The sequence below is a fragment of the Flavobacterium sp. UBA5153 genome, from assembly GCA_002413745.1.
Taxonomy (GTDB): Bacteria; Bacteroidota; Bacteroidia; order Flavobacteriales; family Flavobacteriaceae; genus Flavobacterium.
This window is the reverse complement of the sequence record DHXP01000007.1, coordinates 28252-54711: the sequence shown is the minus strand read 5'-3', so window position 1 is coordinate 54711 and position 26460 is coordinate 28252. Positions and strand designations below refer to the sequence as shown.

23 protein-coding genes are annotated in these 26460 nt (G+C 35.0%); 13 read left to right on the top strand and 10 right to left on the bottom strand.

From position 1 onward, the window contains the following. Positions 1 to 100: 100 nt before the first annotated feature. Positions 101 to 1045: a tRNA dihydrouridine synthase gene (locus B2145_RS01500; protein ID WP_291097386.1), complete on the bottom strand. Its 945-nt coding sequence runs from the start codon at positions 1043 to 1045 to the stop codon at positions 101 to 103. 255 nt (positions 1046 to 1300) lie between these two features. On the opposite strand from B2145_RS01500, the gene B2145_RS01495 reads away from it, so the two are divergent. Beyond that, on the top strand, positions 1301 to 1831 hold the full coding sequence (locus B2145_RS01495) for a glutathione peroxidase (protein WP_291097436.1): 531 nt from the start codon (positions 1301 to 1303) through the stop codon (positions 1829 to 1831). 48 nt (positions 1832 to 1879) lie between these two features. Here B2145_RS01495 and B2145_RS01490 read toward each other — a convergent pair whose 3' ends face one another. The 5 genes from B2145_RS01490 to B2145_RS01470 form a co-directional block, all read right to left on the bottom strand. After that, positions 1880 to 2017 carry a GNAT family N-acetyltransferase gene (locus B2145_RS01490; protein ID WP_291097384.1) on the bottom strand — a complete coding sequence of 46 codons (138 nt, stop codon included), beginning with the start codon at positions 2015 to 2017 and terminating at the stop codon, positions 1880 to 1882. A 78-nt stretch (positions 2018 to 2095) separates the two neighbouring features. After that, positions 2096 to 2488 carry a DsrE family protein gene (locus tag B2145_RS01485; RefSeq protein WP_291097383.1) on the bottom strand — a complete coding sequence of 131 codons (393 nt, stop codon included), beginning with the start codon at positions 2486 to 2488 and terminating at the stop codon, positions 2096 to 2098. 159 nt (positions 2489 to 2647) lie between these two features. Next, on the bottom strand, positions 2648 to 3217 hold the full coding sequence (locus B2145_RS01480; RefSeq protein ID WP_291097382.1) for a TlpA disulfide reductase family protein: 570 nt from the start codon (positions 3215 to 3217) through the stop codon (positions 2648 to 2650). 148 nt (positions 3218 to 3365) lie between these two features. Beyond that, a complete protein-coding gene (locus tag B2145_RS01475) occupies positions 3366 to 4064 on the bottom strand; it encodes a LytR/AlgR family response regulator transcription factor (protein ID WP_291097381.1) in 699 nt (232 codons plus the stop codon). Further along, positions 4064 to 5095, bottom strand: a complete 1032-nt coding sequence (locus tag B2145_RS01470) for a sensor histidine kinase (RefSeq protein WP_291097380.1) — start codon at positions 5093 to 5095, stop codon at positions 4064 to 4066. The genes B2145_RS01475 and B2145_RS01470 overlap by 1 nt, the downstream gene beginning before the upstream one ends. A gap of 163 nt (positions 5096 to 5258) precedes the next feature. Here B2145_RS01470 and B2145_RS01465 point away from each other — a divergent pair, with 163 nt between their 5' ends. Genes B2145_RS01465 through B2145_RS01455 form a run of 3 tightly spaced genes read left to right on the top strand, consistent with a single transcriptional unit; the run spans position 5259 to position 11028 of the window. After that, positions 5259 to 6644 carry a TolC family protein gene (locus B2145_RS01465; RefSeq protein WP_291097379.1) on the top strand — a complete coding sequence of 462 codons (1386 nt, stop codon included), beginning with the start codon at positions 5259 to 5261 and terminating at the stop codon, positions 6642 to 6644. A 12-nt stretch (positions 6645 to 6656) separates the two neighbouring features. Next, complete coding sequence (locus tag B2145_RS01460) at positions 6657 to 9947, top strand: efflux RND transporter permease subunit (RefSeq protein ID WP_291097378.1); 3291 nt, start codon at positions 6657 to 6659, stop codon at positions 9945 to 9947. Then, positions 9937 to 11028, top strand: a complete 1092-nt coding sequence (locus B2145_RS01455) for an efflux RND transporter periplasmic adaptor subunit (RefSeq protein ID WP_291097377.1) — start codon at positions 9937 to 9939, stop codon at positions 11026 to 11028. The genes B2145_RS01460 and B2145_RS01455 overlap by 11 nt, the downstream gene beginning before the upstream one ends. 118 nt (positions 11029 to 11146) lie before the next feature. On the opposite strand, the gene B2145_RS01450 is transcribed toward B2145_RS01455, so the two are convergent. Further along, on the bottom strand, positions 11147 to 11641 hold the full coding sequence (locus tag B2145_RS01450) for a GNAT family N-acetyltransferase (RefSeq protein WP_291097376.1): 495 nt from the start codon (positions 11639 to 11641) through the stop codon (positions 11147 to 11149). A gap of 144 nt (positions 11642 to 11785) precedes the next feature. On the opposite strand from B2145_RS01450, the gene menD reads away from it, so the two are divergent. Then, a complete protein-coding gene (menD, locus tag B2145_RS01445) occupies positions 11786 to 13447 on the top strand; it encodes a 2-succinyl-5-enolpyruvyl-6-hydroxy-3-cyclohexene-1-carboxylic-acid synthase (protein WP_291097375.1) in 1662 nt (553 codons plus the stop codon). Positions 13448 to 13685: 238 nt separating this feature from the next. On the opposite strand, the gene B2145_RS01440 is transcribed toward menD, so the two are convergent. Together B2145_RS01440 and B2145_RS01435 are read right to left on the bottom strand one after the other, a co-directional pair. Continuing rightward, positions 13686 to 14672 carry a virulence RhuM family protein gene (locus tag B2145_RS01440; protein ID WP_291097374.1) on the bottom strand — a complete coding sequence of 329 codons (987 nt, stop codon included), beginning with the start codon at positions 14670 to 14672 and terminating at the stop codon, positions 13686 to 13688. Between the two features lie 134 nt (positions 14673 to 14806). Further along, positions 14807 to 15058 carry a hypothetical protein gene (locus B2145_RS01435; RefSeq protein WP_291097373.1) on the bottom strand — a complete coding sequence of 84 codons (252 nt, stop codon included), beginning with the start codon at positions 15056 to 15058 and terminating at the stop codon, positions 14807 to 14809. Positions 15059 to 15171: 113 nt separating this feature from the next. Here B2145_RS01435 and B2145_RS01430 point away from each other — a divergent pair, with 113 nt between their 5' ends. The 8 genes from B2145_RS01430 (at position 15172) to B2145_RS01395 (ending at position 24733) form a co-directional block, all read left to right on the top strand. Continuing rightward, complete coding sequence (locus B2145_RS01430; protein WP_291097372.1) at positions 15172 to 17256, top strand: HsdM family class I SAM-dependent methyltransferase; 2085 nt, start codon at positions 15172 to 15174, stop codon at positions 17254 to 17256. Beyond that, on the top strand, positions 17253 to 18605 hold the full coding sequence (locus B2145_RS01425) for a restriction endonuclease subunit S (RefSeq protein WP_291097371.1): 1353 nt from the start codon (positions 17253 to 17255) through the stop codon (positions 18603 to 18605). The genes B2145_RS01430 and B2145_RS01425 overlap by 4 nt, the downstream gene beginning before the upstream one ends. A gap of 42 nt (positions 18606 to 18647) precedes the next feature. Then, a complete protein-coding gene (locus tag B2145_RS01420) occupies positions 18648 to 19766 on the top strand; it encodes a PDDEXK nuclease domain-containing protein (protein ID WP_291097370.1) in 1119 nt (372 codons plus the stop codon). Positions 19767 to 19773: 7 nt separating this feature from the next. Further along, on the top strand, positions 19774 to 23040 hold the full coding sequence (locus tag B2145_RS01415) for a DEAD/DEAH box helicase family protein (RefSeq protein ID WP_291097369.1): 3267 nt from the start codon (positions 19774 to 19776) through the stop codon (positions 23038 to 23040). A gap of 236 nt (positions 23041 to 23276) precedes the next feature. Then, entirely contained in the window at positions 23277 to 23627 is a 351-nt protein-coding gene (locus B2145_RS01410; protein WP_291097368.1) for a type II toxin-antitoxin system RelE/ParE family toxin, read from the top strand. After that, the gene (locus B2145_RS01405; RefSeq protein WP_291097366.1) at positions 23617 to 23952 is read left to right on the top strand and encodes a helix-turn-helix transcriptional regulator; all 336 of its coding nucleotides are present in this window, start codon (positions 23617 to 23619) and stop codon (positions 23950 to 23952) included. Before B2145_RS01410 ends, B2145_RS01405 begins: the two co-directional genes overlap by 11 nt. A 159-nt stretch (positions 23953 to 24111) precedes the next feature. Further along, positions 24112 to 24399 carry a nucleotidyltransferase family protein gene (locus tag B2145_RS01400; RefSeq protein WP_291097364.1) on the top strand — a complete coding sequence of 96 codons (288 nt, stop codon included), beginning with the start codon at positions 24112 to 24114 and terminating at the stop codon, positions 24397 to 24399. Positions 24400 to 24484: 85 nt separating this feature from the next. Continuing rightward, positions 24485 to 24733 carry a DUF86 domain-containing protein gene (locus B2145_RS01395; protein ID WP_291097434.1) on the top strand — a complete coding sequence of 83 codons (249 nt, stop codon included), beginning with the start codon at positions 24485 to 24487 and terminating at the stop codon, positions 24731 to 24733. A gap of 202 nt (positions 24734 to 24935) precedes the next feature. Here B2145_RS01395 and B2145_RS01390 read toward each other — a convergent pair whose 3' ends face one another. Further along, positions 24936 to 26297 (bottom strand): M28 family metallopeptidase, encoded by a 1362-nt coding sequence (locus B2145_RS01390; protein WP_291097362.1) that lies wholly within the window; start codon positions 26295 to 26297, stop codon positions 24936 to 24938. Positions 26298 to 26460: the final 163 nt, after the last annotated feature.

Genomic DNA, 26460 nt, shown 5'->3' with positions numbered 1-26460 from the left:
CTTTTATAGTCATTAAATTATTTCACTTCTTATCGAAGGATTAATCAATGTTTTAAGGATTCTGATGTTATGAAAAGCTAATAAATGCTACCAAAATAAATCACTCCGCTTTCAAAATTTCTTTGACTGCCACTTCATAATTCCGAATACTCTGCGCCTTTTTTATCTTTTTAGCCACTTTGTGCGGATTTGAAAATGTAGCCGAAAAGTATTCCCATAAATGATGCATTTTCAATAGAATGTGGGTGGATCCAGATAATGATTCGCTATATCCTTGGTACAAAGTGTCATGGAAATCACTGAATAATTCCATTTTGTTTTTAGGGTATTCCAAAGCATTGCTTTTTATCATACTGGGCAAAAAAGGATCGGCAATTAAGCCTCTGCCTATCATCCAGTGGTCTATGGTAGGGAATCGCTCTTGCATTTCCTTGAATTTAGCTACTGAAGTAATATCACCGTTGTAGTACAATTTGAGTTTTGTATTATCGATACATTGTTGAAAAGCATCTAAATGTACGCCTCCTTTATACAATTGTTTCCCAATACGCGCATGTATGGCAATGTTCTTAATAGGGTAGGTCTCCAAGATCGGCAAAACGTCTAGAATTTCTTCGCTGTTTTCATAGCCCAAGCGCATTTTCATGGAAACAATGATATCAGATTCAGAGTGAACTTTATGAAGGATATTGTTTATTTTTTCTGGATTGCCTATCAGTCCTGAACCCATACCACATTTGGTGACCATAGGATAGGGGCAACCTAGATTCCAGTTCAATTCTTTATAGCCCAATTCCTGAACATACTTTGCCACAAATAAAAATTCGTCCGCATCGTTGGTAATAATTTGTGGAATAACTTCTAAGCCAATATTATTTTCAGGAAGCAAATCACGATGATAAGATGATTTAATAATTAGTTTTCCATTCAAACGAATATAAGGGGAATAAAAAGTATCAATTCCTCCAAAATATTTGTTTATGGCATTTCTAAAACGGAAATCAGTAAATCCTTGTAAGGGTGACGAGAGTAAGGTATAGTTCATGAAATTTGTAAAAGTGCAAATATAATATACTTTACGCTGTTATGGTTTTCTTAGGGAATTTATGTTTCATTAAGTCTTCCGAGGAAGCTATTTTTCTGACAATAAAAAGCGTAATCAATAATTTTGTTATGTAATAATTTTATGGCACAAACATTTTTTTCAATAGTAACGATAACTCTATCGATTTGCCTAATTTTATAAAAAAACAAAACCATGAAAAACCTATTTATTTTTGCTTGTGGAATATTCCTTTTTATGGGTAACCAAAGCCAAGCTCAAAACGACCAAACGAAAGCAACTATGGAAAAGCAAACCATTTATCAATTCAAGGTCGAGGATCTGTCGGGAAACGACTTTGACTTTGCTTCCTTGAAAGGCAAAAAAATCATGATTGTAAATACGGCTTCGAAATGTGGATATACACCGCAATACAAAGATTTAGAAGCTTTGTATAAAGAATATAAAAATAAAGGTTTAGTGATTGTGGGCTTTCCAGCCAATAATTTTGGTGCACAAGAACCGGGAACCAATGAGGAAATTGCCACTTTTTGCCAACTCAATTACGGAGTGACTTTCCCGATGATGAGCAAGATTTCGGTAAAAGGCGATGATATGAGTCCAGTATACCAATTCCTGACCCAAAAATCCAAAAACGGATTGCAAGACAGCGAAGTGAAATGGAATTTCCAGAAATACCTAATCAACGAAAAAGGGGAACTCGTAAAAGTAATTACTCCAAAAACTTTGCCTAATGATCCTGAAATCATAAATTGGATTAAAGAATAGTTTACAATTTGGCAGCTAAAGAATCAATTGCATAAAAACAGTATTCAGCTAACGGTCAAATTTATAACCGGATTCTTTTATAATACCAACGGTTGAAAAACCAAAATTTTTATGAAACGCCACACTATTTTGATTTTCCGGATTGATAACAGCAATCAGGGTGCAGCGTTTTTGTTTTCTGGCCAAGTGGATTGTTGTTTTTTATTTTAATCGTTCTGCCAATGTTCTCCTGTAGGTAATTCCAAAAAAATCCAAATTTTTATTTTAGATTCCTCCTTTAATGTAAGACCATCCTTGTTCTTGTTTGATAATTACTTCTGCTACCCCACTGGGTACTGTTCCAACATTTTCAATGAGTTCCTCTTTAGTAATATTTTTTTTGGCCATCGTATTTTCGCAAGCAACGAAAATTACGCCGTTTTTAATCATTTCGGCAATGCCTTCCGCTGCAGCAGATTTTTCAGTCATTACCAATTCTATACCAGGACCAAATGTGACTACTTCAATCTCGACATTAGCTCCCCAAGCCTTTTTTAGATTTTGGAGGTTGTTCATAAGTGCTTTTTGTGATTCTGGATCATTAGAATTCATTTGAAAAACCACTCTATGGTTTTTATATACTTGCCCGTGTGTTGATTGTGCATTAGTTGATGTCATTGCGATAAGAGTTAAAAATATTAAAATTAAGTTTTTTCATAATTAGGTATTAGAATTTGAGTAAAAAATGGTGAGGGTAAAAAGAGCTTGAGTATTATGTCTATCGATAAAAGGACTCCGTGAAAAAATATTTTTTAAAACCTGTGAGATGAGTCTACATTAATTTTTGAGCATTTGGTCTAATTTTTTTCTAAACGAATCACTATTCCAATCCGCAGTGCCAATTTTTGCTAGTACCACTTTAGTTTGTTGATCAATAAGATACGTGGCAGGTATCGTTGAAGACTCCATTTCTAAAGGAGGATTGGAAACGGATTGAAATATTGGCAAGTGTAAATTTTCTTTAACTAAAAAAGCATTGACCCTCTCAAAGGAATCGGTCGTCACAAATAAAAATACAATTTTGTCTTGATAGTCCGCATATAGTTTTTGCATACCTGGCATTTCGGCAATACAAGGCGGACACCATGTTGCCCAAAAATTAACAAAAATTATTTTACCTTTAAATTCTTCCAAAGATGCAGCTTTTCCATTGGCATCAACCAATTGCCATTGGTAAGTTGAAAGTTTTTTTTGTTCGCTTGCTGGTATGGTTGTGGGCGAAAAGGCCAATAAACGACTTAAATGTACCTTCACAAAAGTGCCCATCGGACTAAATAGCAGTAGTCCCAAAAAAACTATAAAAGCAATATTTTGTATCGTTGTTTTTTTTGGTGTTTTCCAGTTCATTTTTTTTCTTTTTTATGTAAGTTGAAAAATTCAGTTTTAGATTCTTTGAGGCTTTTTTTGGCTTGTAAAAATGATATTATATTTATAAGGTCTCTAATTAGCTTATTGTTTTTCTCGTTTTTTCAGTTAATCTTTATTTTCAATTTTATTAATTATCATTTAGCTTTAATCGCTCCGTCAATGCTCTTCGATAAGTAATTCCCACTGGAATTTTCTCGTTATTGATGACAACCGTATTCCGCTCCCAATCCTTAATTTTATCAATTGCGACAATATAGGACTTATGCACCCGCATAAAATGTTTCGAAGAAAGGCTGTTTTCCAGTTCATTTGTTGTCATCGAGGCGAGATAAGTTTTTCTTTGAGTAAAAATCTTGACATAATTGCCGTAACTCTGGGCAAAAAGGATGTCATTTACATTCAGATCATGCATAAACCCATCAATCTTTACTGCTATAATTGAGTTGGCCATTTCGGTCTTTTCATCAGTAGCATAAGAAGAAAAGAAGCGCTCCATCGATTTCAAAAAACGAGGAAAATAAATTGGCTTTAATAAATAATCAAACACACCAAATTCATAACTTTCCAATGCAAATTCCGAATAGGCGGTGGTTAGTATAGTCTTGGGCGGCTCATTCAGGGTTTGCAAAAGTTCAAGTCCGGTAATTTCAGGCATATCAATATCTAAAAACATCAAATCAACCGCATTGGATCGAAGATAATTTAAGGCTTCAATACCATTGTAACATTGTTGCACCAGTTCCAGTTGCGGGTTTTGGCTGATATAGTTTACCAATACATAATGTGCGGCAGGTTCATCATCTACTATAATACATTTTCGTATCATTAGGCTCGGTTTAGTTCAAGTTCTAAATTAACGGTATAGGTTTGCTCGTTTTGCATAATTTTGAGATTGTGTTTTTTTGGATATACTATTTTCAGTCTTTCTACCGTATTTTTAAGGCCGATTTTGGTGGAAGCCACCTCCTTTTTTTTCTGTGGAACCGAATTGGATACTTCCATATACAGTTTTCCTTCCCTGACCTGTATTTGAATCGTTACAAAACACTTTTCGATGGTAGCAGTTCCGTGTTTAAAAGCATTCTCTATAAAAGTGATCAATAACATGGGGGCAATTTCATAGCGCCCTTCCTGATCGCATTCGTAATTAAAATCAATACTGCAGCGGTAGCCTACCCGCTCTTTTTCAAGTTGTATGTAACTGGAAATAAACGCAATTTCATTTTCTAAAGAGACAAACTCTTTATCACCATGCTCCATCTGATACCGCATCAGTTGTGAAACTTCCATAATCATTTCCGAGGTGCGTTCCGGGTATTGAAGACTGATTCCATAAAGTGTATTCATGGTATTAAACAGAAAATGCGGATTAAATTGGCTTTTTAATGCATTAAGTTCAATCCGGTTGTGCAACAGGGCTTTTTTTGTTTTTTTCTTTTGGTCCCGATAATGATCCAGAATTTGTATGGTTCCCAGTATACAGATTAAAGTGCCGGTCAGCGTGGAAATCTGAAATTGATAGCTTTTTTGGTAAGACGACTTGTATAAAAAACAATTTTTATAAATAAATTCAATAGAAACTTCATACAGGACGACGGAAAACAGTAGTAGTAACCCCACCGAAAGGATGAAATATAAAAACGGGCGATGTTTTTTTAACAAAAACGGAAGCAGGAAAAACCGGTTGAGTTGTGCATGGGCATATAAAAAACAAAAATAGAGCATACCATTACTGAATCCTTTCCAGCTTCGTATTAAAATCCAGTCGTTAAGCGTGAAAAGGATGAATGAAAAAAACAGAATGGCAATTTCCTGTCCCCATTTATTTTCCAAAGCATATTTAAATTTCCATTTCATTTATTGGGAATTAAAGACACAAAGGAACAACATATAATTTTATTTTCAGCTGATAGAATGACCAATTCAATTCGTCATTTATAAAGGTAATTCATCATTTTAAACAATTTGGAAGGGAGCATATAGGCTAGATTTGCGCTTCAATTTTATTCTTAATATGATAATGACAACAAAAAAACTAAGCCTTTTTATTCTTTTGATTTTCTTTTCCGAGGGTTTTTCCCAGACTCTTTCACTAAAAGAGGCTGTGACGACTGGAATTGCCAATTACGGAACTATCAGGGCAAAAAGCAAATATGCCGATGCCGCTAAAGAAACCGTTAAAGAGGTTCGAAGGGAATACCTGCCCAATGTCAATCTCTCGGCACAGCAGGATTACGGAACCATTAACGGGCAGAATGGCCCTCTCTATGGTTTTGGTGGGCTCGGAGTGGCCTCCTCAGGAATTCCGTTGGAAAAGCAAAATTGGAATGCTGCCTTCGGAGCTTTATACTTGGTAAACGTCAATTGGGATTTTTTCTCTTTTGGAAAAATGAAACAGAAAATCAATTTATCTAAAGCCGATGCTGACCGTTATCAAAAAGATTTGGATCAGGAAATATTCCAGCATAAAATTAAAATTTCCGCTGCTTACCTCAATTTGCTCGCCAGTCAGCGCTTATTGATTTCCCAGAAAAAAAATCTCGATCGGGCAACTGTTTTTAAAAATACGGCTACAGTAAGAGTGAAAAATGGACTGTTGGCCGGAGTCGATTCCACGCTGGCTTCCGCAGAAGTCTCGAGGGCTAAAATCACGCTTAATCAAGTGAAAGACCTGGTCAAGGAGCAAAATAACAAACTTGTGGCCCTTATGGGTATTGCAATTCAGGATTTTGTGCTGGACAGTACTTTTGTATCTCAAATTCCGAAATCAATGTTGTTCCCGGTAACTTCAAATGGAAACTTGAATCCGGTATTACAATATTATAAAAGTAAGTTGGATTTCAGCAGTCAGCAGCTCCGTCTTCTTAAAAAGGAATACTACCCAACCTTCAGCTTATTTGGTGTTTACCAAGCCAGGGCTTCCGGATTTAACCAGGATTATGCGGCGAATCAGAATTCCTTTACCCCAAATTATTTAGACGGTATCGATCCTTCACGGCAAAATTATCTTTTTGGTATTGGCGCCACTTGGAACCTTGCAACAATTTCTCGGGTGAACAAAAAAGTCAGTGCCCAGAAATTGATTTCGGAAGGTTTACAGGAGGAATACAATGAGATGGATCAGCAATTAAAAACGCAGTCGAATGCAGCGGACGCTAAAATGGAATATGCGATGGAAAATTATGCGGAAGCGCCAAAACAGGTGCAGGCAGCCCAACAAGCCTATTTGCAGAAGACTTCTTTATACAAAAATGGGCTGACCAATCTCTTGGATGTCACCCAGACTTTATATACACTGAACCGTGCGGAAACCGACCGGGACATTATTTACACCAATGTCTGGCAGTCTCTTTTGATGAAAGCGGCAGCCACGGGAGATTTTGGATTATTTATTAATGAATTTTAATTATTTTAACTGATGAATTTAATACGTTTTGCCCTTCGAAAACCCGTCTCCATATTGGTATTGGTCGCTGGTTTGTTCATTTTTGGCATAGGTGCCATCCGTGATATCAAAGTGGATATTCTGCCGAAAATGAATCTTCCGGTTCTTTATCTGGCACATCCTTTTGGGGGTTACACACCCAATCAGATGGAATCTTATTTTGCAAAAAATTATGTCAATATAATGCTTTTCGCCAACGGCGTAAAAGCTATTGAAACAAAAAATATTCAGGGACTCACGCTGATGAAAGTGACCTATTATGAAAACACTGATATGGCTCAGGCTGCTGCCGAATTAAGTGCGCTTTCCAATAGGATTCAAGCAATATTTCCACCAGGTTCCCAACCTCCGTTCATCATCCGTTTTGATGCTTCTTCTTTACCGGTAGGACAATTGGTTTTGAGTAGTAAAATTCGTTCCAACAATGAACTTCAGGATTTAGCTAACGTATATGTGCGTGCTTCATTTACCACCATTCCAGGATTATTGGCACCACCTCCCTTTGGCGGAAGCCCCAGAACCATTGAAGTTAACGTTAATCCTGATTTGCTCCGCTCTCACAACTTGACACCGGACCAAATCGTTGAAGCCATCCGTATCAACAACCAGACCGCTCCTTCCGGAAATATAAGGATAGGCGACAAAAACTACCTGACACCCACTAACAATACCATTAAAGAGGTTAAGGATTTTGAGAAGATACCTTTATTCAAAGGCGGTGTCCAAAATTTATATCTTGGGGATGTAGCTACAGTGAAAGATGGTGCAGATATCACTTCGGGTTATGCATTAGTCAACGGAAAACGATCTGTTTATATTAGCATAGCCAAAGCAGCAGATGCTTCTACTTGGGATGTCGTTCAAAAACTGAAAGCGAATTTACCCAAAATCCAAAATACGTTGCCCAAAGATGTAAAAATTTCGTATGAATTTGATCAATCCGTGCATGTGATTGACTCTGTAAAAAGCTTAATAACCGAAGGTGTCATTGGTGCCGTTCTTACAGGTTTGATGGTTTTATTGTTTTTGGGTGACCGAAGAGCTGCCCTGATTGTAATTCTCACCATTCCAATTGCAGTTATATCCGGTGTGTTATTCTTAAAATTATTCGGCCAGACCATCAATCTAATGTCGCTCAGTGGCTTGGCTCTTGCTATTGGAATATTGGTGGACGAAAGTACGGTAACCATCGAAAACATACATCAACACCTTGATATGGGCAAACCAAAAGCACTGGCTATATTCGATGCCTGTAAAGAAATTGCCCTGCCAAAACTGCTAATCTTGCTCTGTATTCTAGCCGTTTTTGCCCCTGCATTCACTATGACCGGAATACCTGGAGCACTGTTTCTCCCTTTAGCTTTGGCAATTGGATTTTCCATGATTATCTCTTTTCTGCTTTCGCAGACCTTTGTTCCGGTTATGGCAAACTGGCTCATGAAAGAACACTCAAAAAAACCACATGATTCGAATATAACCGATGACGAAGCTGAATTTAATGCGTCCGGACTGACAATAGAATCGGAAGAGGATACTTTTGACCAGAAGAAAATTCTGGTTCAAAGAGAAGATTTTAATAATGATGGCAAAATCAGCCGTTTTGAAAGATTCAGGAACCGTTACATGCGATTGATTGATCGGCTTTTTGCCTACAGAAAACCTGTTACGCTACTATATCTTTTCGTTATTACAGGTTTGGCGGTACTGTTCCTGACTATTATAGGCCATGATGTGTTTCCAAAAGTCAATTCAAGCCAGTTCCAAATGAGACTGCGTGCACCGGATGGAACGCGTATTGAGCGTACAGAAGAAAAAGCGAAAACTGTTCTAAAGGAACTCGAAAAAATGGTAGGAAAAGAACACATTGCGATTTCTTCCGTATATGTGGGTCAGCATCCTTCATTATATTCTGTCTCACCAATCTATTTGTTTACTGCAGGGCCGCATGAAGCGGTCTTCCAGATTGCATTGAAAGAGTATCACACGGATATGGATATTTTTAAAGATGATTTTCGTCATAGAATCAAAAAGATCCTGCCGGATATAAAAATCTCTTTTGAACCCATTGAACTAACGGACAAAGTGTTGAGCCAAGGTTCACCTACGCCGATTGAAATAAGGATTGCAGGAAAAAACAAAAAGCTAGATGAAAAATATGCCAACATACTTATCGAAAAACTGAATAAAATTAAGTATTTCAGAGATGTACAAATTGCCCAGCCCATAAATTATCCAACTCTTGACATTAATATTGACAGAACTCGTGCGGCCCAGCTAGGGGTTGATATGAATGACATTTCCCGTTCATTGATTGCTTCCACTTCCTCCTCCCGATATATCGAAAAAAATACATGGATTGATGAAAAAGCTGGATTGTCCTATAATGTCCAGGTTCAGGTTCCTCTAAATAAAATGAAAAGTATAAATGATTTGGGAGAAATTCCGCTGCTTAAAAATTCCACGCGGCCGGTTTTGAGCGATGTTGCCACAATCACGCCTTCCCATACTTATGGAGAAAATGACGATATCGGAGCCATGCCTTATATTTCAATAACAGGAAATATGGATCACACTGATTTAGGAACAGCTTCGAAAGACGTGCAGAAAACAATTAAATCTTTAGGAAAACTCCCAAGAGGATTATTCATTAAGCCTATTGGTTTAAGCGCAGTTTTACGTGAAACAATGGGCAGTCTGCAATCAGGACTGTTACTTGCCATTATAGTTATTTTTCTGATGCTTTCGGCTAATTTTCAGTCTTTTAAAATTTCATTGGTCATACTGACAACCGTTCCTGCCGTGGTTTTAGGCTCTTTGTTACTGCTCTTTATTACAGGTTCTACTCTAAATTTGCAATCCTATATGGGAATTATCATGTCAGTAGGAGTTTCTATTGCCAACGCGGTTTTACTGGTTACCAATGCGGAACAACTGCGAAAACACAACGGCAATGCGCTGCAGTCTGCCCGTGAAGCCGCTTCCCTGAGACTACGCCCTATTATTATGACAAGTGTTGCCATGATTGCCGGAATGCTTCCGATGGCAATCGGACATGGCGAAGGCGGAGATCAAGTTTCTCCATTGGGAAGGGCCGTAATTGGAGGATTGCTATTTTCTACTTTTACAGTACTGATTATTTTACCGTTGATTTTCGCTTGGGCGCAGGGTAAAGCTTCTGTAGAATCCATATCCCTAGATCCGGAAGACAAGGAAAGCAAACATTATATATCATCTTTACATTTACACCAACAAAATGAAAAATAAGTTATTCAAAACATCGATTTTATTTTTAGTCCTAGCCAGTTTTTTAACTGCCTGCAATTCTTCTGAAAAGAAAAAAATTGCAACTGTGGCAACCGCCCCGATTATGGAAACCTTTTCAATCAGCAAAGAAAAATTGACTACGGAACTCCGTATTCCGGCTGAACTGACCAGCCTCAAGCAGGTGGATATTTATGGCAAAGTAAGCAGTTTTGTCAAAGAACTCAAAGTTGATATCGGCACGCAAGTTAAAAAAGGACAGTTATTAATGATTTTAGAAGCCCCTGAAATCAGTTCACAGCTGGCCGCTGCCGAATCCAGACAGCATTCGCAGCAGGCGATTTATACCGCCAGTAAAAGTACTTACGACCGACTGTATGAAGCCAGCAAAACAGAAGGAACGATTTCCGTAAATGATCTGGAACAGGCTGCCGCCCGAAAAAACTCTGATTATGCCCAATATTTGGCAACCCAAGCGACATATAAAGAAATTACGATTATGAAAAGCTATCTTGAAATCCGAGCACCTTTTGACGGAATCATTTCAGCCAGGAATGTAAATCTAGGCGCCTATGTTGGCCCGGCAGGTAAAGGATCGGAATTGCCTTTGCTTACCCTCCAACAACAGGATAAATTGCGTTTGTCGGTGTATGTTCCTGAACTTTACACCAGTTATCTAAAGAATGGTGACGGGTTGAGTTTTAGTGTGGAATCAATTCCCGGCCAGACATTCCACGCAAAAATTGCCCGCATGTCCGGTACTTTAGATAGCAGGCTTCGTTCAGAACGCATAGAATTGGATGTCGAGAATAAAAATAAAAAACTATTGCCGGGAATGGTAGCCGAAGTACTTTTGTCTTTAAAGGCAAAAAATAGCACTTATGTTGTGCCGAAATCCTCTGTTGTTATTTCTAGTGAAGGTGTTTATGTGCTGAGAGTTGAAAATAATAAAACCGTAAGAATACCCGTTAAGAAAGGTCGTGAAGCAGAAAATCGAGTGGAAATATTTGGTGATATTCCTAAAAATGCTATCCTTATAAAACTTGCGTCGGAGGAGATCAAAGAGGGTACGGAGGTGAATTAGTCTTTTTTCAAAACAGGAATATGGTCTAATTGTTAAGATAAATGCCATTTTGTGCCTTACTAATTTTGATTTTGTTTTCGGTTACAAAAGTATTGTATACTGGAAACGCCGAATAAAACTATAAAATAAGCTGCATAAAAACGGTATTCAGCCATCGGTCAAATTTATAACCGCATTCCTTGAAAACTCCAACTGTTTCGAAACCGAATTTTTTATGAAATTCCACACTACTTTGATTTTCCGAATCGATAACGGCAATCATGGTGTGGAGTTTTTGTTTTTGGGCCAAATGGATTAGTTCCTGCAGTAATAATTTTCCAATGCCTTTTCCTTGAAAATTTTTGTTTACATAAACCGAGTGTTCAACGGTAAATTTGTAGGCTTCTCGCAATCGAAATTCGCTATACATTCCGAAACCCACGACTTCATCACCAAGTTCCGCGACAATTACCGGGAAGTTTTTGCTTATTTTTTCCTCCAATATTGCTTTTTGTTGCTCGTAGCTTCTAATATTGTAATCATACAAGGAAGTCGAATGCAAAATATTATGGTTTATAATCTCCAAAATGGCTTGAGTATCTTCGGTTTGGTAAGGTCTAATTTTGATTTTCATTTTATAAAATATTTCTTTTCAAAAGTAAGAAAAAGTTGTTCTAATTCAACGAATTCGATTTGCAAGTTTGTAACTTTGTAGTATCAGTTTTGAAGTCATTAATGAAAACTTCTAACTTCTAACCTCTAATTTCTAACCTCAAGAATGATTTACCCCAAAATACCTTTAGCGCAAAGCATCATTGAAATTTGTCTTGACAAAGGAATAAAAGATATTGTAATTTCTCCCGGTTCCCGAAATGCGCCATTGACAATAGGTTTTGTTAACAATCCTGAATTCAATTGTTACAGCATTGCGGACGAACGTTGCGCCGCTTTTTTCGCACTGGGAATTGCCCAGCAAATCCAGAAACCCGTTGCGGTGGTTTGTACCTCGGGTTCAGCATTGTTGAATTATTATCCCGCTTTTGCCGAAGCATTTTACAGCCAAATTCCCTTGATTGTCATCTCTGCCGACCGACCTCAAAGTAAAATTGACATTGGCGACGGACAAACCATTCGCCAGGAAAACGTGTTTAAAAACCATTCGCTTTACAATGCCAATTTAATCGAGGAAGCTTCTGTTGAAAATGATTTGAAGATAAACCACGCCATTAATAGGGCTTATGCCAAAAAAGGCCCCGTTCATATCAATGCACCTTTTGAAGAGCCTTTGTACCAAACGGTTTCCAAATTAGAGGTAGATGTGACTATTTCGGCTTTTCCTCGAGAAAAAAAGAAAATTTCTGTCGATGATATTATCGAGTTTACCAATATTTGGAATGCCTCGAAAAGGAAATTGATATTGGTTGGAGAAAATAGACCCAATGAAATCGATGCCAAAATCATTGATTTGTTGGCCAACGATGATTCGGTTGTCGTGATGACGGAAACGACTTCGAACCTTCATCATCCATCGTTTCTAAATAATATAGATACCATAATTACTCCTTTTTCGAAGAAAGACTTCAAGAATCTCCAACCGGATATCCTGATTACTTTCGGTGGAATGGTGGTTTCCAAAAGGATAAAAGCATTTTTGAGAGAATACAAACCAAAGCATCATTGGCACATTGATCAATTGAGGGGGTATGATACTTTTGGTGGTTTGACGAAACATTTCCGAGTGAAACCCAATCAATTTTTCAATCAATTTTTACGTTTTACCATTCCCATAAAAAGTAATTATCGTTCAACTTTTCAAAAAATTGCCACTTTACGAAAAACAAAACATCAGGAATATTTAAACAAGATTCCGTTTTCAGACTTCAAGGTTTTTGGAGAAGTTATTCCTTCCTTGCCAGAGGATTGTATGTTGCATTTAGGAAATAGTTCGACTATCAGATATGCGCAATTATTCGACATAAATGCTTCGATTGAGGTATTTTGCAATCGCGGAACCAGCGGAATCGACGGCAGTACTTCAACGGCAATCGGAGCGGCTGTAGCCAATAAAAAGCAGGCCGTTTTAATCACGGGCGACATCGGTTTTCTGTATGACAGCAACGCCTTGTGGAACGAATATATTCCGAAAAATTTCAAGATTATCCTAATCAATAATGGAGGTGGAGGAATCTTCAGGATTTTGCCCGGACACGAAGAAACACCGGTTTTCAATAAATTTTTCGAAACTTCCCATTGCCTGACCGCCGAACCATTGGCCAAAATGTATGGTTTTGATTATAGCATTGCTAGCGACGAAACGAGTTTAGAAAACAGTTTGACTGCTTTGTTTACCCAAAATGACAAACCAAGTATTCTGGAAATTTTCACGCCAACACGGGAAAACAACAAAATTTTGTTGCAGTATTTCAGGGAATTGGTGTAGATTTTTACAAACTGATAAAAATAATTTAGCAAAATTCTGTTGATTAAGTTATTGTAATTTTGTCATTTCGACCAACGGGAGAAATCACATAACGAGAGCAACTTATGTGATTTGTTTTACCTGTTCACTTCGTTCGAGTCTCCTGCGTCGAAATGACAAATTGATACTGTTTATTTTCTAATAAAATGAAAGATTAAACAGTAATTTTACCAGATAAATATCTAAAAACAGCTGTCTTTTACTTCTTTAATTTCAAGATTTCAGCATCTAAATCTGAAATGTATTTTTTATCCTGTTCTATTCGGAATTGTTCGTATTCGGAATGTGCTTTTTCAACGGCTTTTTCGTGCGTAATACTGCCGGCGTTAGGCAATACATCAAGACTATTGCTTTCTAAAAACTTGTTGGTACGCTCTAACCAGTCATTCATATTTATTAACTGATTTCGTCTTGCTTGAAATTCTGCTAAATCTAAATAGGCACTGACCAATAAATTCAAATCGCCAATCTCGTTTTCCTGCAAATAATTTTTGGCTACCGTTACATCACTTTTTAAAACCTTACCTTCGGGAGCATTTTTCCAAGTGGTTAGTCCCATAAAATCTTTTTCTTTATCAGCTCGATTATACACTATTTCGGCAGCAGTTTGACCCGTAATGGCAAAATGCAATTTGTTTTGTACCATTTTATAAAATAGTTTTGCGGCTTCAGAATCTTTACTATAATCGGCACTACATTGTTGAAATATATCGCCTAATTTTTGATAAACTCTGCGTTCGCTGGCACGAATTTCCCTAATGCGTTCCAGCAATTCGTCGAAATAATCTTTACCGAAAGGTTTGCCGTTTTTGAGCATTTCATCATTCAAAACAAAACCTTTGATGATAAATTCTTTTAGTGTTTGTGTTGCCCAAATACGGAATTTAGTGGCTTGTTTGGAATTTACCCTATATCCAACAGCAATAATAGCATCAAGATTGTAAAATTTTGTTTTATAATTTTTACCGTCATTGGCAGTTGCCGAGAAATCCTCGGTAACTGAATCTGCCGATAATTCACCACTACCGAAAATGTTTTTTAGATGCAACGATACGTTATCGGTACTACAATCAAATAGTTGTGCAATTAACTTTTGCGAAAGCCAAAAATTATCGTCTTTGTAGGTAACCGTAAGTTTTACTTTGCCTTCTTGGTTTTGATAAATAAGTATTTCGCCAGTGTTCATACTTTTGCTATTTTTTTAAAATTAGGTTTATTCAGCAGGTTCAAATATATTCCAAGCTGTTGTGTCTACTGGATGTAAATATATAAAAAAGCAAATTAAAGAAGCGTGTTGAACACTGTAAACGGATAAAATTCCTAAAACCCAATAGAATTTTTAGGTTTATTATTCCATTTTTCATTATCGCAAAAAGAAACAATCCGTTCAAAGTTGGGTTTGGCGCCAAACACGATTTCATCCATTAATGATTTTCTTGCAATATTCTCCATTTCACCCCCGGAATAGGAATATTGCGATGCCAATTGGAATGCTTCTTTTGCGGAAAGAATAGGCAATTTATTTCTCCATATTTTGGCTGCATTTACGGCACTTGGATTTTCAAATTTCACTTTAAACAGGAATCGCCGTTCAAATGCCGAATCCAAATTGGACGTGGTTATATAGTACGAAAAGTGTCTATTATTTATATATTTACCAATTCAAAAAAAACAAACAGCATAAAATGAGCATAAACATACTAAAATACGAATCAGACATTTGGAAAACAGCTGATTTACTGATTGGTGCAGGAATAAAACAAAGTGACTTCCCAAAATTTATGATGCCTTTTTTCGCCCTTTTGATGGTGGAGAGTAGATTAATCAGAGAAGCAAAAAGATTAAAGGAATCAATTGGAGATTCTGATATGGAAGATTTCATTGAAATGTTTCAATTAGAAGGATTAGGATATAATGATTATGTGATTCGAAATGAAAAAACATTAAAAAACATTTGTAAAAATGACAAAACCTTTGATGTTGATTTTCACGCTTATTTAAAAGCATTCGACCCGGAAACAAAATATTTACTGGGAGTTGACAAAGGAACTGAAGAAGAAAAGTTTTTGGACATTTCCGGAATAAGTGGACAGTTAAAAAAGAAAAGAATCTTATTTGAAACCGTTCAAACCTGGAGCGAAATTGATTTAACGCCTTTTAGCAATTCTGAAATCACCACTTTAGAAGAACACATCAAAAGAAAATGGGCTGATATATCGGCTGAAACTGCTGGAGAACAATATACGCCCGATGATATTATTTGGCTCATTACAGACATTATTACTTCGAAAATTGAAGATAGCGAAAGCTTCTTAACTCTTTATGATCCAACCTGTGGCGGAGGTAATTTGCTTTTTGGGGTTGAAGATAAAATCAAGGAAAAGTATACCAGACCCACCAAAACTTTTGGAGAAGATTGGAGCGATAGTTTATATGCGTTGGCAAAAATAGAAAGTCGTTTCCGTACCGATTCCGATATTAGATATGGCAATACGTTAACCAACATTTCATTTATAGAAAAACGTTTTGATGTTATTGTGGCAAATCCCCCTTACGGCGTGGATTGGAAAGGATACCAAAAAGATATTCAAAATGACACTACGGAACGTTTTGTTGCCCTACCTTCAATATCTGATGGGCAATTTTTATTTACCCAACACATATTATATCAATTGGCGGATGATGGATTGGCAGTTGTGGTTCACAATGGATCAACTTTGTTTAGTGGCGATGCCGGAAGTGGCGAAAGCGCTATTCGGAAACATTTCTTCGATAATGACTGGGTGGAAGCCATTATTCAAATGCCAACAGACGAATTCTTTAATACGGGTATTTATACCTATTTGTGGATTTTTAATAAGAACAAGCCGGTCGAAAGAAAAGACAAGGTAATGCTGATTAATGCCAGTGATTTGTTCGTGCCTTTAAAGAAAAGCAAAGGGAAAAAGCGCAAAGAAATGAGTTTAGATAACCGGGCAGAAATAGTAAAAGCTTTTACTGATTTTAAACCAAATGACTTTTGTAAAATATTTGACAAATGGCATTTCTATTACAACAAACAAAGCATAATGCTTACCAATGTTGATGTAAACGGAAAAGCGGTTGAGATGCCTATTAAAGTTACTAAAGATGGAGATAGTATAGAAGAAAAAAGCATCAAGCTCGATGTTAATAATATTTTGGTTTTAGATAGTTTCAAGGAAAACGGAATGAAAGCCATTAACAAAACAGAAATTACGGAATATGACAAAACAGCCTATTCCAGTTTAGCAGCCTATTTCGAAAAATACTACAAAGCATTTGTAAATGATTTCGACCATAAAGACGATGCCTTTATATTATTTGACAATCAAGACAACTCATACTGCTATGATAACAATGCTGAAAGTATTCAAGTAAAAGACAAAAAACAAAAAGAAAGCTTTTTAGGGAATGGTAAAATAGTGATAAAATCTACTTTCAAGAAAGCTTCAAAAACCAAAGCAGAACATATTTTGGTTACTGCGGAACTAACAAAAGACCTGCAAAAAGATTATGAAATTATACCATTTCATCCTGTCGAAGAACAAAACAAACAAAACATTGCCGATTTTATGGCAAAATATGTAACCAAACCTTTTGAATATTTGGACAACACGATTGGCGTGGAAATTAATTTCAACAAGGTATTCTACAAACCCGAAGAATTAAGACATATCATTGAAATAACTACCGATTTAAACGATTTAGAAAAAGATTTAGCTAACCTTGAAAAAGAATTAGCAATATGATAAAGTATGATAAATATAAATCTTCTGGAATAGATTGGTTAGGCGATATTCCTAATGATTGGGAAGAAAAAAGGGTGAAAAACGTATTTTCTTTTTCTAAAGGATTAACAATTACCAAAAAGGATTTACAAGATAATGGTATTTACTGTGTTAGTTATGGTGAAATACATTCCAAATATAGTTTTGAAGTTAATCCAGATATACCTTCTCTTAAATGTGTAGATGAAAATTATCTTATTACATCTAATTCTTCATTGCTTAATAGAGGTGATTTCGTTTTTTCTGACACATCAGAAGATATAGATGGATCAGGTAATTTTACTTATCTAAATAGTGATACTAGAATTTTTGCTGGATATCATACTATAATAGCAAAACCAATTAATGTTTATAATTTCAGATATTTAGCTTATTTACTAGATTCTTTAAAATTTAGACATCAAATCCGAAGTAAAGTTGCTGGAATAAAGGTGTTTAGTATCACACAAAAATTATTAAAACAATTATTTGTCATCTTACCTTCTAATAACGAACAAACCCAAATAGTCAATTTCCTCGACACCAAAACCCAAGCCATTGACAAAAAAATAACCCTACTAACCCAAAAATCCAACTACTACAAAGAGTATCGAAAAAGCTTGATAAACGAAACGGTTTGCAAAGGCTTGGATAAGAATGTGAAGTTGAAAGATAGTGGTATTGACTGGATTGGTCAAATTCCAGAACATTGGGATATAGTTCGTTTAAAGTCATTAGGAAATATCGAGACAAGTAGTGTAAACAAAAAGATTGAGGAAAACGAAGGTTTGATAAAGTTGGTTAATTATACGGATGTTTATGGCAATTCTAATAAGGAAATTTGGAATGATGATAACTATATGGTTGTAAGTGCGAATATTAAACAGCTTCAATCTAAACTTCTTAAAAAAGGTGACGTATTGTTTACTCCAAGTTCAGAAACAATTGAAGATATTGGGGTATCAGCAGTTGTGATGGAAAACCTCAATAATACATTATATAGCTATCACCTATTAAGATTACGATTTAGTAAAAATGTTTTTTTAAATTTTAAAAAGTATTTATTCAACAATGATTTTGTTCAAAACTATTTCAGTAAATCTGCAACAGGAACAACAAGAAAAATATTGGGTTTAAGTACATATAATAACCTATTAGTTATTATGCCTCCAACACTAAAAGAACAAGAAGCAATCGCTACTTATTTAGACCAAAAAACCCAAACCATTGATAAAATAGTTTTCAATATCAATACGCAAATTCAAACGCTAAAAGAATTACGCAAAACATTGATAAACGATGCAGTAACGGGAAAAATAAAGGTAAATTAAAAAGGGTAAATTGTAAATTAGCCACATTAATAATTGATAATTATGAATGAAAACGCACCACAAAAAGGCTATCAAAGTTTAATAGCAACTATTTCTACTACTTATACTAATGGCAAAGTAGTAGCACTGCGAGCCGTAAATAATCAATTACTCGATACCTATTGGCAAATAGGGCAACACATTGTAGCCTTTGAACAAGGAGGAAAAGCCAAGGCTACTTATGGCAAAGCCTTATTAGAAAACCTATCAAAAGATTTAAACCTCCTGCACGGTAGAGGATTCAGTCTTAGTAATGTTAAGCGTTTTAGGCAGTTTTATTTAACATACCCAATATTCCAAACAGCGTCTGGAATATTGAAAACAAATCAAGTTGCAATAGGTGCGGAATTAACGCACCAATCACAAATAATTGAAAAAGAACAGGTTAGAATTAGTGCGGTGGCAACGCACCAATTGAGCTGGACACATTATGTGGAGTTGATAAAAATAAACGATCCATTAGAACGTAGTTTTTATCAGCAACAAACCATATTAGAAAACTGGAGTGTAGAGGAACTAATTCGTCAAAAAAAGACTTCATTATATCTTCGTCTTGCAGCATCCAAAGACAAAGAAGGCATTTTGAAACTGGCACATCAAGGGCAACAAATAGCTGCTCCAACCGATATTTTACGAGAAACCTATATTTTTGAGTTTCTTAAAATTGCAGAACCCTATCACTTATCCGAAACGGAATTGGAACAACGGTTAATCACGCATTTGCAAACTTTTTTATTAGAATTAGGAAAAGGTTTTGCCTTTATTGGCAGACAATACCGCATTACTTTAGGTGACAGGCATCATTATGTTGACTTGGTTTTTTACCACCGAATTCTCAAATGTTTTGTACTGATAGATTTAAAAAGAGAAGAAGCGAGTTACCAAGATGTAGGGCAAATGAATATGTATTTGGGCTATTTTGAAAACGAAGAAAACACGGAATCTGATAACCAACCGATTGGAATTGTATTAGCCAAAGAAAAAGACGAATTGGTAATACAATATGCAATGCACAATGTATCCTCGCAATTATTTGTTCAAAAATACCAATTGTATTTACCCGATAAAGAAGAGTTGAGAAAAGTGATAGAAGACCAATTGAATAATAAAGACGAAATATAACCAATCAATGAACGAACTCGACTTACAAGACAAATATTTAGTCCACTTTTTTTGTGAGCGTCCTGATGGTCTGCAATACAAGGAGGCTAAAGCCAATACAGTTTCCTCTCTTTTCTTTATCAATGAAGATTTAAAACAGTTTATTTCCGAAACTTCGTTAAACAAAGACAATTATAAAAAATTGTTGCGCAAGTTCAGTAATAACGAAAAAGAATTGATGGAAGCCTTTACCTTGTTTCTTGATGAAAAGGTAAAAGCGTCAATGAATATGGCATTGTTTATCAATACGAATAAGTCAGTAACTTTTGAAGGATTAAAAATTTATTTATTTTATCCTAGTGGTACTGAAACGAATGAAGATAAATCGTTTGACGAAAATATCTTTTCTATAGTTCAGGAGTTGCCTTATACTTTTAAATATGGAGGTAAACCTCTTTTTTCTTTCCGTCCTGATTTATCGTTTTTTCTTAATGGTATTTTTCTGGGTTATAGTGAGTTAAAAAGTAACTGGAACAATCAAAATGCAAAAACTAACGGCAGAAAAAAAGTAGCTAAAGATTATCTTTCAGCCGTACAGGAATATTTACAAATAGCTGATGGGAATGATGTTTCACAAACCATCAAAAAAGATTTCCTGAAAATATTTGAAAAAGCAATCCATATTACCTCTACAGACATAAACGAAACCTACATTATTAGAAATGTTTCCAATCAGTTTGAAGAAATAAAAAACACTATTGCCACTGGAGAATATGATTTTGAGAACTACAACAAGAAAATATTACAAGATTTTAAACCTTATCCGTTGTTAAACAAAGAAGCGGAAAAATTGCAGAAGTTCGAAGAGGTTTTCAAGGCGTTGTATGATAAAAAAATGATTGAAAAAGAAATTCTCTATTATAATTTTATTGAACGGGAATTAATCAAGAAAGAAGGTAGCAAGATTAAAGAATACAAACACAATGACGGACGTTTAATAAGTCCGAGACCTAAGCAAAAGTTTGGAGCAGATAAGGTGTTAGCTAAGATAAATGAATTCTTGGAACACGAAAATGAACAGGATTATTTTATCAATAAATTAGAAAAAGAACTCCGTGCAAAAGGCTTAGGCGAAAACCAAATAAAAGATTTGATTGCCAAAAGACAAAAGTACCAAAACAACAAAAATGTATATTCTTTGCTGTTGCAATATGCAGCAGGTTTTGGTAAAAGTAATATAATTGGATGGACAGCATTACAACTAAAAGACCTTCGTAAAGACGGTGTTTATGTATATGACAAAGTAATGTTGGTTGTGGATAGGCTACAACTCCGAGACCAATTAGATACAATGCTTCACAATATGAATATCCAAAAAGGAATGTTTCTGGAAGCATCAGACAAGAAAAGCTTTATGACGGCTTTAAGTAGTGATAAAAGAGTCATTGTTGTCAATGTTCAAAAGTTTGCAACAGTAAAAGATATTTTAGATGATGAGGTTACGACAAAGCTGTCCAAATTAAGAATAGCTTTTCTTATTGATGAAATCCATCGTAGTAATAGCGGTGCGCAACACGAGGAAATGATTAGTGTATTTGATGAACTACAAAGCAGTTTCGACAACAACAAAGAATACCAATCAACACAGAATAAGAAGAATTTAATTATTGGTTTTACCGCAACACCAAGCGATCACACTTTGGCTCGGTTTGGCGAATATAATAAATATGCCGAAGCCGAAAAAATATGGGTTCCTTTTGATAGCTACACGATGAAAGAGGCTATTGAAGATGGTTTTATTCTAAATCCAATCAAAGGAATAGTTCCTGTTTCAGCAAAAATGTATTTTGAAAAACCCGAAAATGAATTGGAAGGTTTTGAAAATGATTTTGGATATGAAGCGATTCCGGAAGGAACAGATACCGGGATTGATGAAGAAGGCAAAAAATATGCTATTCGTAAAAAGAAAATTTATGCAAATCCAGAAAGAGTAGATGCCATTGCTAAATTTATTTCTGAACGATTAGTGTCAACCGTGTATCATAATATTAGGGGAACAGCCAAAGCAATGTTAGCGGTATCTTCCATACAAAATGCAATAAGATACAAAAGACAAATAGACAAACAATACAAAGTATTAGTAAGTCAAAAAAAATATGAAAGGTTTAAAGACGCTCCAATTTATATTGTGTATTCGGACAGTCAAGACCAACCGAGCAGCAATAGTGTTAATGATGGTTTGAGTGAAAAACAAGTATTGCAAAATTTCAAATTAGCAAAAAACGGATTAATAATCGTAGTGGACAAATTACAAACAGGCTATGATGAACCAAAATTGCACACCTTATTCTTAGATAAAGAAATTAGAGGTATTAATGCCATACAAACGATATCAAGAGTAAACAGGAAAATCAAATATAAAAACGATTGTAAGATTATTGATTTGTCTTATAAGAATGTGAATCTCAAAAATATAAAAGAGGCGTTTGAACATTTCAGCAATGTAGTGGTTTCAGATTTTGACCCATTAGGTGATGAAGAAAAACTGGAAATCTATCAAAAATCGTTAAAAGGAAATGATTTATTTATCAAGCATTTTAAAGCGTTTCAAGAATACAATACCACAAATGATGATGTCAAAATCATATTGGCAATTGATAACGATTTTACAAAGTTCATTACGATTGCAAAAAAGGAAGCAAAGAAATTAAAAACGACAATAAACGAATATTTCAAAATATTAAACCTTATTGAATTTGTTATTGAGATAGACAAAAAATACAGCGAGGAATTATTTTTACAGTTCTGGCGCAAGTTCAACATCATTTACAGCCAAATAAATAGAGGCGATGAAATTATTGATGATGTAGAGATTTACTTTGATAACAAGATAGGAATAGTTGCGCCACAAGATTATAAAGTAAAAGAGGTAAAATCAAAGGTGCTTGGGGAACCTAATAGCGAATTTGGAGAAAATAAATTCAAATACAATATTTTAAAGGTAATTGAAAAACGCAATCAGGAAGAAGAAGCAATAGCAGAATTGATAGCAGATTTTGAAAGTAAAATTGATACCTTTTTTGATTTCATCAAAGCAGATGAAATGGGTAAACGATTAATTGCAAAAATCAAAGATGATGGTTCGGCATTCTCACAAGATGAAATATATACAGATTTCAATAAATTATACCGCAAATACACAATTATGAACAAAGATTTAGGAGAGTTTTTCAAAAGAGAAACAAAAGATATTCTAAATCAAATGTGTGATGATTTTGAGAGAAGTTTAGTTTAATAATTAAAGAAACTTGGGAAGTATGCCAAAAGAAGGCGGAGTAAAAAATAAAATTTGCATTTAAAACACAATTTTTTACATACATTCAGGTTATCAAAAAACCAGTTACTGTATGATTCTGCTGCCAGAATTTACTATTTTCATAATTTCAAAAGAACATTTTTTCAAAAAAACAAACTGTAAACAACAATAATTAGATCAATTTTGTATCTTTGTATGGAAACAAATAAGGTTGAATGGATAAGTTTATAGTGATTTTTTTGACAGAAGCTAGAGAATTTCTTCTTGAATTAGACGAAAAAAGTCGCAACAAGATAATTTTCAATATTGACAAATCGAAAATAAAAAATGACAACGAACTATTTAAAAAACGGAAAGATGAAATTTGGGAATTTAGAACATTGTACAACAAAACATACTTCCGAATTTTTGCTTTTTGGGATAAAACCGAGAAAACGCAAACTTTAGTTTTAGCAACTCACGGAATAATTAAGAAAACTGGGAAAACTCCTGAAAAAGAAATTGAAAAGGCAGAAAATATTAGGTTGAAATATTTTGAATTTAAAAAGAAGCAAAATGAAAAATAAAGAAAAAGAGTTAGAAATGTTTACTTTCGACCAAATAAAAGATGAGTTTATAGGTGAAGTTGGAACCGAGAAAAGAACACTTTACGAACAAGAACTTCAAATGGAAATGCTTGGAAATTTAATAAAAAAAGTGCGACTTGAGAGGAAAATGACTCAAGAAGAATTGGGTAAATTAATTGGAGTTCAAAGAGCACAAATTTCAAAACTTGAAAATAACACAACTAACGTAACTTTGGAAACTATTTTGAGAGTTTTTAGTGCATTAAAAGCAAAAGTAAATTTTAATGTGGAATTGTTAAATAATGACATACAAATAGCTGGATAGAACAAGATTCAAATCGGGAATATACTAGATGAGTTAGAATAAAAAGCTTCAATAAATTAGTTTTAAAATATATCCTCTCAATCTTCGTGTCTTTGCACTTTAGAAAATACAAGAAAATGATTGGAATAGGAAACACAATTTTTTAATTACATTTGTAATATGTTATCAAAAAGTCAATTACATATCATTATAGAAACTTTAAAGCCGTATCATCCCAAAAGGATTGGGCTGTTTGGATCTGTGGCCAGAAATGAGGAAAATAAGGATAGCGATATTGACATACTTTTTTCTCTTCACCAACCTATTGGACTTTTTACTTTGTCTAAAATTCATTTTGAATTAGAAGAAAAACTGCATAAAAAAGTAGATTTAATTTCGGAAAACGGTTTGAGTAAATTTATCAAAGAAAAAGTTTTGCGAGAAGTTAAATATTTTTATGAAAACTGAAAAATATAAAATTTACTTCCTTCATATTCTAGAAGCTATTGAGAAATTAGAATTTGTAGCCACTACAACATCCAAGGAATAATTCCTGAACGATTGGCTCAAACAAGATGCCGTTCTTAAAAATTTTATAATTATTGGAGAAGCCATTTCCCAAATTGATGAAGAAATTAAACAAAAATTCCCAGATGTAGATTGGCGTGGTGCAAAATCAATGCGCAATTTTATTGTTCACGAATATTTTTCGGTTGATAACAGTTTTGTTTGGGAAACTATCTTTGAAACCATTCCCACATTCAAGATTCAAATCGGGAATATTCTAAATGAGTTAGAATAAAAACTGTTAAATTATTTTGGAGAACAAAAATTTTCGTTCCTTAAAATATAAAAAATAGGTTTTTTTAAGCCTATTTTTTGTGGATTATTTCCCAATTTACTGTTTTCAATCTTTGTCCTCTGCTCCTTAGAAATCACAATAAAATGAAAAGCGTTTACCTAGGGCAAACGCTTTTTTTGTGGGGTATTCTGTTGATTTAGTTTTAACGAACAGGAATAGGGAAAATAGGCAAACTAGCGTGACCTAATTCATCAACGGATTGTACGGCAAAGAAAAAGTTGTCTTTAGAGTATGGAATCTCAGCCTTTGTATCTTTAACAAAAATTGTTTTTTCCCATTGTGGTGCTGAAGTTTCTCTGATAAGTATGTGATAACCATAAACCGGTTTTCCTTCCGGTGCCTTCCAAACTAAAGTGGAAGAATTAGTTAGTTCTTTGACTTCTATTCCAACATTAAGGGGTGCTTTTGGCGACCAAGCCAAGTTGCAGAAAGTAGCCAAGTTGGAACAAGTCACTTTTTTCATATATTCAAAATCCATAAATTCAGGAAGATCTCCATATTTTATGTTATTTTCAGTTCTCACGTTTTGATGCTGATGATCGTAGTTTTCGTTCATTTCACAAAAACGAATTGCTGTAAAACCATTTTGGCAAAAAGGAGTGTGGTCACCTCCACGTAAAAAACGGTCGTTTCGGTAAACCAAATTGATGTCTAATTGATCAACATATTGATTAGTTACCGTTTTTATATATCGAGCCAATTCTCTCGACGGACTGTCGTTATCACGATTGGTGGATTTGCGCATTTTGGCTTCGGCTTCCGTTTCTAAGTAAGGAATAGTTTCGCTAAAAACTCTAACCTTAGTATTATCCCTTAAGCTCGTTCCGCTAGACAAACTGTTACCAATCATATCGTTGTTAATCATCGCAACGACATTCCATTTGAATTCTTTTGCAAATTCAGCAAGATGACGAGCACCGTATAAACCTTGTTCTTCGCCTGTTACGGCAACAAAAATCAAGGTAAAAGGGAATTCTCTTTTGCTCATTATTCTTGTGAGTTCCATCATTGCCGCCACTCCGGAAGCATCATCATTGGCACCAGGTGCATCAGATTTAACATCCATAACATCAGTGGCACGTGAATCTAAATGACCGCTTATAATTAATACTCGGTCATCAGTCGGGTCGGTTCCTTTTAGTGTCGCCATTACATTGCCCAATTGGCTGTCATTTGCAATGCGTTTTCCATCGGCTTTAATCATAAAATAATCAATAGTTGAGGTAAGTCTTCCGCCGGAGGATAACGCATATTTGTCAAATTCCGATTTTATCCAATGTTGTGCTGCGCCAATACCTCGCGTGTCACTTTTGGTGTCGCTCAAAGTATGCCGGGTTCCAAAAGAGACCAATTTACGAACGGTTGCTTCCAGATTTTCGGCCTTGACTTCAGTAACCATTTTTTTTATTTCTGGATCGTCGATTGTAGTTTGTGAGAAAAGGGAGGGAGAAAATAATAAGACTGCTAATAACAGTAAAAAGGGGGTGGTGTGTTTTGCTTTCATAGAAAATTTAAACTGGGTTTGAGGAATTAATTTAATTTCAAATATACTTAAAAGCTGTCAATTACGACTCCAAAAACAGAAAATGATATTATTTTATACCATTGGTTAATATGTTTTAGTCCAATCGTTCTGGTATAATGCCGCTGTATATTTCATTTAGTTC